Consider the following 14,117-nt stretch of genomic DNA (forward strand, 5'->3'; position numbering starts at 1 on the left):
GTTTCAGCCGCTGTGTACCTTGTATGAGTTAACAAGCTAACTCAATTTTTATGAATACTTATCATTTAGAAATAAATGATGTGGATGATTTTATTCCTGAGCTTGCGAAGACTTTAGGAATTGATCATTCAGAACACCTCGGCGAATTCTCTCTATTTATACCTGATTCTATTGGCGATGGCAACATTCGTGGAATCAATTTTCCTAATGGTATAGGTCTATATATGTATCATGTCACGGTTCAAGAAGACACGGAGCTAAGGATTTCCCATCCAACTATAAAGCCGATTCGCTTTATCTATTGTCTGGATGGAATGATTGGAAGTAGTTTTGATTTTATAGATACTGAAGATCTTGTAAAAGATCATGAATTCGTGATTGCTGCTCCAAAAAGTAAGGAGACGTACAACATTAGCTTGAAGAAGGGTATAGAAACCACGCTCTGTTACCTGGAAATTGACCGTCTAAAATTTCAGGAATACTTCAGTTTTGACCTTCATGAACTTGAGCCAATTTTTTACAAATTATTTAGTGATGTACAGGCACATAATCGGGTTTCCAACCTAGGAAATATTAGCCTCCAAACTTCAGAAATTATCAAGGAGATTAAAACCTGTGATCTTACAGGATTTCCAAGGATTAATTTTGTAGGAGCCAAATCTCTGGAGATCCTCAGCTATATGTTGAATCGTTTTAAAAAGGAAGATCAGCAAACTCAGAATGAACTAAAAGACAAAGACCGGGCGGCTGTAGAAAAAGTTGTTAAGTATATAGATTCCAATCTCGCCCAGTCTGGAACCGTGAACGAACTGGCACAAATCGCCGGCGTTAATACTAATAAACTTCAGGAAGTTTTTCAGAAGGTTTATGGGAAAACCGTTAACGAGTATGTGCGTGACATACGCTTAACTCGAGCGCTACATATGCTTTCTTCAGGAAAAAAGAATGTAAGTGAGGTTGTTTATGAATTAGGATTATCCAGCCGAAGTTACTTTTCAAAGATCTTCAAAAAAAAATACGGAGTTTCGCCAAGGAAAGTACTTTCCAAAAATGAATTACCAACTAAATAATTTTTAAAATAATAGACTAACCAGGATATTCGAAGCCTCGCTTTGGTCCGGGTTTTGTAAGTTAAAAGACTTAGAATTAAAATAGAATATGAAAAAGAAATTAAGAACAGGCCTGAGTATGATCGCACTATTTGCACTAATTATTCAGTCCACTGCTCAGGAAAATAATCAGGAAATTATGCAAAATCCATTACTTAAAGAATGGCAGGGCCCTTATGAAGGAGTTCCGGCTTTTGACAAGATGGAAGTTTCACTTATCAAGCCAGCAATTCGCAAGGGAATGGAATTGCATCTGGAAGAGATCAACCAGATCGCTAATAATTCTGCTGAAGCTACCTTTGAAAACACCATTATTCCAATGGAAAAAGCAGGAAAGGAACTGGATCGTGCCTTTACCTATTATGGAATCTATAGCAGCAATGTTTCCAGTCCGGAATTCAGAGCAGTTCAGAAGGAACTGGCTCCAGAAATTTCAGAATATTCCTCGAAAATCAGTCAGAATGAAGCTTTATTCAAACGAATAAAAACGGTTTATGAGAACTCTCAGGAGAAGCCATTGGATTCCGCAGAACAAAGAGTGATCAATTTAGTATATGAGGAGTTCGCCATGCAGGGCGCCGATTTAAATGAGGAAGACAAGAAACGTTATGCAGAAATCAACAAAGAACTTTCGGCATTATATACTAAGTTTTCAAGCAACGTATTGGCAGATGAAGAGAATTATGTGATTTACCTTACAGAAGAACAAACTGGAGGACTGCCGGAATCTTATGTGAAATCTGCCGCTAAAGCTGCTGAGGATCGTGATCATCAAGGTTCATATGCAGTTACCAATACAAGATCTTCCATGGATCCATTTCTTACCTATTCTACGGAAAGAGAACTCCGTGAAAAGGTATGGAAGAACTACTATTCCCGAGGTGACAATAACGATGAATTTGATAATAAGGAGATTATTCAAAAGATCCTGAAGCTTAGAGATGAGCGAGTGGAATTACTTGGTTTTGATAATTATGCCCAGTGGCGCTTGCAAAATCGTATGGCTAAAAATCCTGAAAATGCCATGGATCTAATGATGCAGGTATGGCCTGCGGCTTTGGCCAGAGTAAAAGAAGAGGTAGCAGACATGCAGAAAGTTGCAGATTCTGAGAATGCTGATATAACTATTAAGCCATGGGATTATAGATTCTATGCTGAAAAAGTCAGAAAAGAAAAGTATGACCTGGATAGCGAAGAAGTAAAACAATACCTGGAATTAGGAAACCTTACCCAGGCGTTATTTTTCACAGCTGGTGAATTGTTCAATTTTGAATTTTCTCCTGTAGAAAATAACAGTGTTCCTGTTTTTCATGAAGATGTCAAAGTCTGGGAAGTTAGTGATAAGGATTCCGGAGAAATAGTAGGATTATGGTATTTAGATCCATATGCGCGACAGGGAAAACGCTCCGGAGCCTGGGCAACTACTTACAGAGGTTACACGAAGCTTACAGGTGAAAAACCAGTGTTGGCTTCTAACAATTCAAACTTTATAGAACCTGCTCAGGGTGAGCCAGTACTGGTTTCCTGGGATGATGCAGAAACATTTTTCCATGAATTTGGTCATGCCCTGCACTTTCTATCAGCTAATGTGGAATATCCTACCTTAAATGGAGGCGTACGTGATTATACTGAATTTCAATCTCAGTTGCTGGAAAGATGGCTTAGTACAGATAAGGTGATTAATCAGTTTCTCAGACATCATGAAACCAATGAAGTAATTCCGGAAGCCCTGGTAGCTAAGATCAAGAAAGCATCAACATTTAACCAAGGATTTGGTACGACCGAGTTTTTAGCTTCTGCGATCATGGATATGAAGTATCATACTACAGATCCAGACAAGATCGATCCTGCAAAATTCGAAAAGGAAACTTTAAAAGAGCTTAATATGCCGGAAGAGATCGTCATGCGTCATAGAACACCTCATTTTGGACATGTGTTCTCTGGTGAGGGTTATGCATCCGGTTATTATGGATATTTATGGGCAGATGTTTTAACTGCTGATGCTGCGGAAGCTTTTGCTAAAGCTGAAGGTGGCTTCTATGATAAGGAAGTTGCTCGCAAGTTAGTTAAATATCTTTTTGCTCCTAGAAACGCAATGGATCCTGCGGAAGCGTATAAAAAGTTCCGTGGAAGGGATGCTGAAATCGATGCGTTGATGCGTGATCGTGGTTTTCCTGTTCCTGAATCCTCAAAAACTACTGAAGACTAAATTCAGAACTTTTAATAACAAAAATGCCCTGAAGTTTCAGGGCATTTTTTGTTTAAGATCTATATCTTATAATTTTACTGACTATATTTTAAACTTTACTCATACCACTTTTAATACTTTCAGCAATACTGATAGTTCGCTTTACCTGATGTGTTATAGAAGTTTTAGATTGCTCGTTAAGATTATCCAATCCGCCATCAGAACTAAAGCCGTAAGGATTACCTCCAGTTTTAAATAATTCTTCTGAAGTATAACCAGGAGCGGCAACGATGGCGCCCCAATGAAACATGCTTTTATAGAGTGTTAGTAAGGTAGTCTCCTGACCACCGTGTGGATTTTGTGCACTTGTCATACCGGAAACGACTTTATTAACTAATTTCCCTTTACTCCATAAACCTCCTGTGGTATCAAAAAACGCCTGAAGTTGGGAGGGTAAATTTCCATATCTGGTAGGTATACTAAAAATTATTGCGTCTGCCCAATCAAGATCATCCAGTACCGCTACCTCAACATCCTGGGTTTCCTGATAATGTTTTTTCCAGGCATCGTTAGATTCAATAGCTTCCATTGGAGCAGTTTCCTTTAATTTTCGGAATCGAACATCATGGTCTCCGTTAGACTTTGCTGCTTCAGCTGCCCACTTCGCCATTTGATGGTTTGTACCGGTTGCACTGTAATATATTATAGCAATTTTCATAAATAAGATTTTAAATTTGTTTCCTATTAACTTAAGTAGATTCGTTCAAAACAACTTTTAAAGTTTTGATAAATCTTCCATTGTGTACTAAAATTATGACTTCAGATTATCACAGACATTTTAAAATATACAAACCTTACGGTTATTTGAGTCAGTTTATAACCAATCAGAGAAAGGGAGGAAAGCATAAACTTCTGGGAGAGCTGGGTGATTTTCCTGAAGGTACGATGTCCATTGGCAGACTGGATAAAGATTCTGAAGGACTTTTATTATTGACGACAAACGGCAAGCTTAGTACCAAGGTTACAGCCGGTAATTCTGAAAAGGAATACTATGTACAGGTTGATGGTGACATTTCAGAAGAAGCCATAGCAAAACTTCATAAAGGTGTTGAAATAGGGATACAGGGCAAGAAATACCAAACTAAGGAATGCAAGGTTTTTAAATTAAATGTAACTCCAGAATTTCCTGAAAGAAGCAAACCAATACGCGATGAACGTCATGGGCCTACAAGCTGGATAAGTATAACACTTATCGAAGGCAAGTTCCGGCAGGTAAAGAAAATGACCGCAGCAGTTGGCTTTGCCACCTTAAGACTGGTAAGGGTGCGTATCGCTAATGAAAAACTCGATAATTTAGATAGCGGCGAAGTGCGAGAAATAGAACGCGTTAGTTTCTAATATCCCACCGCTTTACCAGTGTAGCTTCTGGAGTCGGCAGAACCCTGGTAAACTCCTGTTTCAGGATCTATGATAATTCCCATGGCTCTACCTTGTGAAGATCGCGTTCCTGTTTCGTGTCCGTAGGATTTTAAGATCTCTATCGTATCTGGCGAAAAACCCCACTCTTCAAAGGTGATCAGATCTGGCAACCATTGATGATGAAATTTTGGTGATTCGATAGCTTTTGCGAGATCCAGATCGTAATCTACAACATTGAGAATCACCTGTAGGACAGTATTAATGATAGTTCGGCCTCCTGGTGACCCAATAACGATATAGGCCTTATCGTTTTTCGCTACAATGGTTGGACTCATACTTGAAAGCATTCTCTTCCCCGGAGCAATTTGATTAGGTTCTGTTCCAATCCTACCTTCAGAATTTGTCAATCCGGGAATCGCATTGAAATCTCCCATTTCGTTATTCAGAAGAAATCCGGCTCCTTCTACCACGATCCGATTTCCGTAAGAATGTTCTAATGTATAGGTAAGCGAAACAGCATTTCCTTCTTTATCGACCACCGAGATATGCGTAGTTTCAGCGCTTTCAAACTGAAGATGTTTCTTATTGAAATTAGCAGAATCACTGGTAGAAGCTGTCTTTTCCTTAATTGCTGATTGTAATTTACTAGCATAGGATTTCGATAAAAGTGAATCCAGTGGCATGTCAGGATTAAATTGAGGATCGCCAAGAAATTGAGCTCTGTCTGCGAAAGCTAATCGCATTGCTTCACTAATATAATGAATGCTCTGAGCGCTGTTAAGTCCGTATTCCTGAAGATCGTAATTCTCAAGAATGTTAAGCATCTCTATGATCGCAGTTCCACCAGAACTTGGAGGAGGCATCCCGATAATCTCATTCCCACGATAAGTTCCAACGAGTGGTTCTACTTCTTCCGACTCATAACCTGTTAGATCACTTTTGGAAATAATACCACCGGTCTTCTTCATGAAATCATGAATTAGCTGGGCAGTTTTACCACTATAAAAACCCTCAGCTCCATGATTACGTATTCTAATAAGGGATTCAGCAAGATCCTTCTGAATAATCGTATCGCCCGTTTGATAAGCTTCTCCATTGCTATTCAGGAAAACAGTGGCTGTAATTGAGTATCCTTCTTTGTTATCGTAAACCCATTCAGAAAATCTGGCCAGATCAGGATATACCGTGAATCCATACTGGGCAAGATCGATCGCCGGTTGAACCAGGCTGGCCCAATCCAGTTTTCCATATTTGGAATGTGCCTGAAACAATCCAGCAACAGTTCCCGGTACACCTGCAGATAATGTCGTTTCGTGGTTCGAGTTATCCTTGACTTTACCATCTTCACCCAGGAACATAGTTTTTGTAGCTTTTTGAGGAGCTTTTTCTCTAAAGTTAAATCCGGTTGCCTTATCTGCATTCGGTTTATAAAGCAGAAATCCACCGCCACCAATATTACCGGCGGAAGGCAAAGTCACAGCTAACGTAAAAGCAGTTGCGATAGAAGCATCGATAGCATTTCCTCCTTTTTCGAGTATTTCCACACCTGCTTCTGAGGCCAGATAATGAGAACTTGCCACCATCCCATTTTCGGCTTCCACGGGAATCCTTCCCGATTGTGCCTGCAGATCAAGTTGCAGAATTGAGAGAAATACAAGTAGAAGTAATTTTATCTTATACATAGCAAGGTATATTAATGAAAAAAGTCCTGAAAAGGACTTTATAATTTTATCAAATTAATTTTGAACGCTTCTTCAAACAGATCAAAAGTTTGCTGAGCCTTTCTGGCAGCAATTTCTTTTTGATCTTCAGTAAAATTTTTATTCCGAAGGAATTTTAAAAATTCATTCCAGCTTTTGATCTGGTCTCTTTTTCCACTGAAAAATTGTTGATCCGGCAAATGTTCAAGATGAGGACAATTCTTCAGCTCCTTCCCTATCATCAAACCTCCCATTGCAGAACCTTCTACAACATATGCTGCACCTACAGCTTCTGCTTCATTGTCACACTGGAATTCAAGAGAAGTTTCAGCCTTTTCTATTCCAAGGCTTAAAAGATCCAGTTTGATTGCATGAGTTTTAGTAGAAGAATAATTTTTTAGATGGAAGGCTATAGAGTCTTCAGTAGCAGCATAGGCAGCATAATTCTGAAGCAGGAGTAGTTTGTACTCTTCTTCAGTGATACTGTGATCCATGATTTTGTTGGCCAGATTTTCACCTTCCAATGCCTCATGTTGAGCTTTGGTTGCTTCGCGTAATTTATTCAGCATCTTTTCTATCTATATCGAAATTACCGATCGCTTCCCTGATCTTATTAATATTCTCTTTCTGAGCTTGATCTTCAGAATTCATTTTATCCAGATAATCGTAGATTTTGTTCACCGTTATTTTATTCTGGCGAATCATGCTTCTAAGTTCCTGTTTTGAGGTCATGTTGATGACCATCTTTTTCAGCAATGGTTCCAGCTTTTCACTCAGGTTGTTAATGTTCTTTTTAAGAATATAACCTGAAGCTCCATTTAAAATAGTGTTTGCCGCTAATTCCTCGTCATTGATAGTTCCGGTAATAAAAATAAATCCAATAGAATCATCAATTTCCTGCACGGTGGTTAGCACATCCAGACCCGTACAGTTAGGCAAGTTATAATCTGATAGAACGACATCTGGTGCGAAGTTCAAAAGTAATCGTTTACAATCCTCCAGATTGTCTGTAGTTTCGATCACAGGTTCCTCTACGATCTTTGAAATTTGCCGTTTGATGAGAAAAATATCGTTCTCATTATCTTCAACCAGAAGTATGTTAAGTTTTCTGTGGATCATGATTATACCTATATCTAAAGCGAAAATAAACTAAAACAAAGTATGAAACAATTGCTAAAAGTTAAACATGAAAGTAGAAGGCTGAACCTTTACCCGGTTCACTCTCTGCCCAGATCTTACCATTATGTTTTTCGATGATCTTTTTTACGATCGCTAATCCAATCCCGGTTCCCTGGTAATTATCTCCTGAATGCCTTGAAAACAAGTTGAAGATCTCCTCTTTATATTTTGGATCAAAACCAATCCCATTATCCTTAATGTGGTATACAGTAATGTTTTCTTTTAAATTATATCCAATTTCAATTGCTGGACTGGAACTTCTTTCACTGTATTTCAAAGCATTTGCAATGAGATTGGACCAGACCTGACCCAGCATTCTTCTGTCTCCCAGCATTTTTGGTAAGGACTCATCGATACTAACAGACGTATTGCTAAAGTTAGACTTTATATTAAATGACTTCAGTATATCACTAACCATAGTATCTGTAGAGACGACCTGTTTGCTTAAATTTTCGTTTGAGACGCCGGCAAAGGAGAGTATGTTATCGATGAGATCCTGCATCTCCTGAACTGATGATAAAATAGTATCTACCGCCATTCTCCCTTCTTTATTGAGACTGCTGAAGTGATCTTCTTTCAATATATGAGCATAGCCATCTACACCGCGTAAAGGTGCTTTTAGATCGTGCGAAAGACCCTGACTGAAAAGTTCAAGTTCCTTATGAGCAGTTACCAACTTCTCATTGAGATTATCTATGTTACGTTTTTGATTATCGAGAATGACATAATTAACGTTTTTACTGAGTTTCCTTGCGCCACTAAGTTCATAGTCCTTCCAGAAAGTTGCTACACCGCTTAAATCCTCGGTCCACTTCTCAAAAGATTTTCGCGGAGTGAGCCGCTCTTTTTCTGAATCGTAGAATGCTTTATTATTAGGATCACCACCCCAGTCAATTTGTTGAATTACTTCAGGACGAAACCAGATCAAATAGTTCATACTGTCATTCCCCAACCGCGAACTTAAAATACCCGACCCAGTTGATTTATAGTCTTTGGCTTCAGGATATAAACTCAATAAGTTCTTTGTATAGAATATGTTATCCTGTTGTTTACTTAGAAACTTTTTGATGAGCGTTTTTACTTCTTTTTTAGAAGGTGTCTTTCCAACGAGCTTGATTTTCCCGTCTATTACAATTGCCGCTCCAGAAGATTCAATGAGATCTGTAATTTTCAGATCATTGGTCGCGAGTCCTTTTTTGATGGAATCCTGTCTCAATACCTGATCCATAAGTTTTCCTGCTACTTTTTCTACCTCTTCTATTTTACTTAAAAATATGTTGGAATTTTTTAGTGAAAGTTCATTCGAGAATATCTGGATTAGAAATTCACAGGTTTGTCTTTCGTAGTAACTCACAAATTTAGCCTCCCGATGATGGCAGGCCAGCAGACCCCATAATTTTCCGTTGCTGATTAAAGCAGCAGTCATACTCGCACCAATGCCCATATTTTGAAGATATTCAATATGGATTGGGGATACACCTCTAAGTTTTGATTTCGAAATATCAAGAGGTTCACCACCAATTGGTGAAATTTGAGGAACAATTTTTACAGGAGCATAATTAACATCAGTGATGATACGCACTCTGTTCTTAAAGAATAGTTGTCTCGCCTGCTTCGGAATATCACTTGCCGGATACTGCAATCCCAGAAAAGCTTCCAAATCATCATTCTTTGCTTCTGCGATCACCTTTCCATTCCACTCGTCATCGAACTTATAGACCATCACCCGGTCATATTCAAAAATCTGGCGGGTAAGATTGGCTGCATCCTGACAAAGCTCTTGAGGATTTTCGCTTGCAGATAAGGTATTCAGTAATCCGGATAACTCCTTCTGAAGGTCGAAATTATCTTTCTTTTCGTGTGTGGGTTCAATATCGAGAATTAAAGAATCACCGCTTAAATGTGGGATTATAATGAAATTCTTACCATTCACAAGGGATTCTTCAACTTCCAGTCTCTCATCCTTCAGCAGAGAATCATTGATATTTTTAATTACTTCCGAAGATAAAATATCAGAAATATTGAGTTTCAGTAATTCTTCTGAAGCAATACCAATAATATGACCGGCATTCTCGCCAACCTGAGTGATTTCACCTGTCTTAATACACGAGGCGATCAATAAACCATGCGATTGTGTGGTTCCTATAATATGAATAGGCTCCTTTTCACAGCTGCTAAGGTCTACTTCTACCGGGTACTTGTTCTCTTCTGCCATTAAAATACTTAAGCCTTCAGTTTAAAATAAAAGGTACTTCCTACTCCTTCCTGAGAGTCTACCCAGATGGTTCCCTCGTGAAGCAATACGATCTTTTCTACGTGTGCCAGTCCAACTCCTGTTCCTTCCATATCCTCATTTCCAGGCACACGGTTGAAGATTGTAAAAATGTTTTTCTGATCTTCTTTCGATATTCCCAGACCGTTGTCCATGATGGAAAATACCCAATAATCATTTTCACGATAAGAAGAAATTCTGATCTCTGGATTTCGCTCTTTTGGAACGTATTTAATAGCATTACTAATAAGATTCTGGAATAATAATCTAAGTTCTACTTCATACCCCATGATTTGTGGCATAGAACCAACATTAATTTTTGCATCTGTATCCCTAATACTCTTACCGAGATCATATTTCACAATTTCAACAACCTCTTTTATGTTGACCAGTTCTTTTGCTCCATTCTTTCCTATTCTGGAATGTTCCAGCAGTGCTTTTATCTGTCCGGATAGTCTGTCTGAAGCATTCTTGATATACTTGATATAGTTCTCCCCTTTTTCATCCAAATGTTTGGCATACATTTTCCCTAGTACATCACTACCAAATTTTATAGTTGCCAAGGGCTCCTGTAGATCGTGAGAACAAATGGAAACGAATTGCTCCAGATCTCTATTTGCTCTCTCGAGATCACTTTTTTGCTCCTGAAGTTTAGCTTCTGCTTTTTTCAAGGCTGAAATATCCACGCAGGTATAGCGAATGGTTTTGAGGTTTTCGGCTTCATCCTTTTCAGCCGTTGCATTTAAGATCACCGGCAAAATAGTTCCGTTCTTGGTGATCATATTCTGCTCTACATTGATGATTTCACCAGATTTCTTAATATTTGATTTAAGTTTTGTGGATGAAACTTTTGTGTCTTTATCGAAAAACTCATGAATAGACCTTCCAATCACTTCCTCTTTTTCCGTATAACCTAATTTCTGAACGGCCTTACGGTTACATTGTACAATCTCTGAAGACTTTGGATCTACACTCATATGTAAGACAGGATCATCTTCATAGAAAGATCTAAAACGTTTTTCGCTGGCCGCGAGTTTCTCTTTGGACTTCTGAATTGTTTCTATATCAATAAAGGTGATCACCACCCCATCCCGTTCGTTCTCTGAATTAAAATATGGAGATATACGTTGCAGGTAATTACGTCCTTCCCTGGAAACTATATGCTTTTCCAATACCTTACCACTTTGAAGTACTCTTTTACAACGATCTATAAAACTCCGTCTACGTGTGAGCCCGAAACTATTAGTGAAATTATCGATTGGTCTGCCAATATCACTATTTAGTAAACTGAAGTGCTTTTTAATTGCCGGAGTAAATTTTCGAATATTGAATTGCGAATCCAGGAAGATCACACCAATATCGGTGCTCTTCAATAAATTATTCATATCTGCATTTAATGCGGCGAGATCATCCATTTTCTGGACATTCTCTGCATTAACTGTATTTATTTCCTCATTAACACTTTGCAGCTCTTCATTGGTACTTTGCAGCTCTTCATTAGATGCAAGTAATTCCTCATTCGCCGCCTGAAGTTCTTCATTACTGGTTTCTATCTCTTCCAGCGAAGTTTGCAGGTCTTCCCGGGTACGCTTCAACTCATTCTCGAGATTATTAACGTATTCTTTCGTCTGGTTGGAAGGACTCACCTTTTCGACTTCCTGAACCTTTGAGAAGTCAACATCGTTCTCTATAAAGGTGATGACATAATTTACTTCGTTTTCGAGAGAGTACTCTTTAAGCGGTTTTATAATAATATCAACTCCAAGTTTCTCATCATCTTTTTCAATAACTACGTCTTTGTAAACCGAAATTTCTCCAGTTTCAAGAGCTTTATTAAAAGTAGACTGGATGACATATTTTAAGCTGGAATCCAGCATATCCAATAAGTTGATAGAAAATCCGCTTACAGGTAGAGCGGCATATTTTCTAAATTCACCAACTGCCTGCAGTATATTATAATCGGTATCTACAAAAACCGCAGCGCCACCAAACTGACCAAGAATTGCCTCATTTAATTCATGCTGCAATTTCTGGCGTATAGGATTTACCTGAGCCCTTCGGTTTTTGCGTTCTCTTTTTGCATTGTTCTCAAGAATTCTGGAATAATCATTATTCATTTGAGAAGCATGGCTAATCCCGTCTTTAAGTCTCTTGCTGACTTTCTTATTTCTGAAAACCTTCCATTTCCTGCTAATTTCAGTAAACTGATCCCTCAGCGTATGAGGATTTTCACTGGTACCCAGCACAAGAATACCATCTTGTTTTAAAGCATAATGAAGCATATGCATTGCTTTTTTCTGAATACTATTCTGAAAATAGATCAAAAGATTACGGCACACCACCATATCCATATTACTGAAGGGTGGATTTTTAATGATATTATGCCTGGAGAAAATAACAGACCTCCTTAATTTGTCGGTAACCTGATAGCCTTCAGAATTACTAAGAAAATACTTCAGTAAAAGATCCTTTGGAACATCTGCGACAATACTTTCAGGATAGAGTCCTTTGCTTCCAATGTCCAGGTGAGCCTGAGAGATATCTGTTGCAAAAATTTTAATTTCAATATTCTTTTGCTGTCTCTGCATTTCTTCGTGCAGGCAAATAGCAAAGGAATATGCTTCTTCACCTGTGCTACAACCAACACCCCAGATTTTTAGAACATCTCCATTGCTTTTACTTTTAATTAATTCAGGAAATACCTCATCTCTTAGAATATTCCATACCTCTTCGTCCCTGAAAAATTTAGTAACACCAATCAGAAATTCTCTATAAAGGATTTCGACTTCTTCGTCGTTCTTTTTTAAATAATCAAAATAACCATTAAGATTATTGCAGTTGCAAATATTTACTCTTCTTGCAATTCTTCTCGCTAGTGTAGCATATTTATATTCTCTAAAATCCAGACCTGACTTCTCGTTAACATAATTCAGGATGGCATTCAATTCATTTTCGTCAAAATTAGCATCACCATCTTCAGAATGAAATATAGGCGGGGTTGAAATAAATCTTTTAAGCTCATGCCCCATATCGTTTACGGAAAGCACATAGTCTACAAGGCCTGTGTTAATGGCACTTATAGGCATACCATCAAATTTCGCTTCATCTGGCTCCTGAACCATGACCATACCGTCATTCTCCTTAAGTGCACGCACACCCCGGGTTCCATCACTTCCGGTACCGCTCAGAATTACCCCTATAGCTTTGTCTTTTCTTTGAGAAGCGAGGGATTCAAAAAATATATCAATAGGTAAATTGAGAGTCTGTGTCTTTGGTTTTTCTGTAAGTATTAATCGATCACCATCAAGCTTAAGGTTATTAACCGGAGGGATCAGGTGAACATGCCCGGGTCTAACCTGCATTTCGTGATCGATCTGGATTATTGGTAACCTGCTGTTCTTTTTCAGTAATTCAGCCATCATACTCTTATAATCTGGAGACAGATGTTGAATTACGACATAGGCGTTGAGATCGCTAGCTTCTATATTTTCGAAAAAGGCTTTTAGAGCCTCCAGCCCTCCAGCACTTGCCCCCACAGCTATAATACGAGTTTGATCGTTTTCGGTTTTTGATTCAGACGTAACAATTGAGCGTTCTCCTGTACTTTCCATTAATCTGAGTAGTAGATAATTAAAGAATAGCCACTAGGGCTTTTAGTAATTTGTAATTATAAAAAAATTATTCGGTTTAAAGTAACCCTAATCCAACAATTGTTAAGACAAATCAGTAGTGTTTATAGTGCCTATGGCAGTATTCGTGCGTATCATTCTGGCGTTCTAATGAACTCTGCTCTCTCAAGCCTTATTCTATAAGCACTGTCCAAGTTCTGCCATTATTACAGTTAATTGACAGATTTGCGCAAAAACACCTTCCATTGTTTGATGTTTAACATAACTTTAAGATTACTAAACATTCTATGATTGCATTTATAATGATCTATTTTCAATCTGTCATCAAAGCAATGGAAAAATTATAAATATCTGAATTTCACGCTATCAATTTATCATTTAATGAACGAAAATCGGCTTATACTTCAGGATATAATAATCTGATTTTAAGTTTTTATTAATGCTAATTCTAACCGAATGTGGGTAAATTATGGGGGTGTTAGAGCCAGAGACATTCAAAAAACGTCGTATCGCATGGTAATTGCACCATATAGCTCGAAATCGTTCGACTATAAGTCGATAATATTTGAATCAAAAAATCAAAAATGAAAACATTAGTAATTGGAGCAGGAAACATGGGAT

General features: G+C 38.1%; 9 protein-coding genes. 3 read left to right on the forward strand and 6 right to left on the reverse strand.

Annotated elements, in window-relative coordinates; genetic code table 11:
* The first annotated feature begins 50 nt into the window (after positions 1-50).
* On the forward strand, positions 51-1,070 hold the full coding sequence (locus QZ620_RS10570; protein WP_295181426.1) for an AraC family transcriptional regulator: 1,020 nt from the start codon (positions 51-53) through the stop codon (positions 1,068-1,070).
* A gap of 88 nt (positions 1,071-1,158) precedes the next feature.
* Positions 1,159-3,318 (forward strand): M3 family metallopeptidase, encoded by a 2,160-nt coding sequence (locus QZ620_RS10575; RefSeq protein WP_295181428.1) that lies wholly within the window; start codon positions 1,159-1,161, stop codon positions 3,316-3,318.
* Positions 3,319-3,406: 88 nt separating this feature from the next.
* Here QZ620_RS10575 and wrbA read toward each other — a convergent pair whose 3' ends face one another.
* Positions 3,407-4,015 carry an NAD(P)H:quinone oxidoreductase gene (gene wrbA / locus QZ620_RS10580; RefSeq protein ID WP_295181430.1) on the reverse strand — a complete coding sequence of 203 codons (609 nt, stop codon included), beginning with the start codon at positions 4,013-4,015 and terminating at the stop codon, positions 3,407-3,409.
* Positions 4,016-4,110: 95 nt separating this feature from the next.
* On the opposite strand from wrbA, the gene QZ620_RS10585 reads away from it, so the two are divergent.
* Positions 4,111-4,695 (forward strand): pseudouridine synthase, encoded by a 585-nt coding sequence (locus QZ620_RS10585; RefSeq protein ID WP_295181432.1) that lies wholly within the window; start codon positions 4,111-4,113, stop codon positions 4,693-4,695.
* On the opposite strand, the gene ggt is transcribed toward QZ620_RS10585, so the two are convergent.
* The 5 genes from ggt to QZ620_RS10610 form a co-directional block, all read right to left on the reverse strand.
* Positions 4,692-6,398 (reverse strand): gamma-glutamyltransferase, encoded by a 1,707-nt coding sequence (gene ggt / locus QZ620_RS10590; protein ID WP_295181434.1) that lies wholly within the window; start codon positions 6,396-6,398, stop codon positions 4,692-4,694. The genes QZ620_RS10585 and ggt overlap by 4 nt on opposite strands.
* A gap of 38 nt (positions 6,399-6,436) precedes the next feature.
* Positions 6,437-6,985, reverse strand: coding sequence for a biliverdin-producing heme oxygenase (locus QZ620_RS10595; RefSeq protein WP_295181436.1), 549 nt, complete (start codon positions 6,983-6,985; stop codon positions 6,437-6,439).
* Complete coding sequence (locus QZ620_RS10600; RefSeq protein ID WP_295181438.1) at positions 6,975-7,535, reverse strand: response regulator; 561 nt, start codon at positions 7,533-7,535, stop codon at positions 6,975-6,977. Before QZ620_RS10600 ends, QZ620_RS10595 begins: the two co-directional genes overlap by 11 nt.
* Positions 7,536-7,596: 61 nt before the next feature.
* A complete protein-coding gene (locus tag QZ620_RS10605; protein ID WP_295181440.1) occupies positions 7,597-9,810 on the reverse strand; it encodes an ATP-binding protein in 2,214 nt (737 codons plus the stop codon).
* An 8-nt stretch (positions 9,811-9,818) separates the two neighbouring features.
* A complete protein-coding gene (locus QZ620_RS10610) occupies positions 9,819-13,478 on the reverse strand; it encodes a CheR family methyltransferase (protein WP_295181442.1) in 3,660 nt (1,219 codons plus the stop codon).
* Positions 13,479-14,117: the final 639 nt, after the last annotated feature.

The organism is uncultured Christiangramia sp. (assembly GCF_913046405.1).
Classification (GTDB): Bacteria; Bacteroidota; Bacteroidia; order Flavobacteriales; family Flavobacteriaceae; genus Christiangramia; species Christiangramia marina.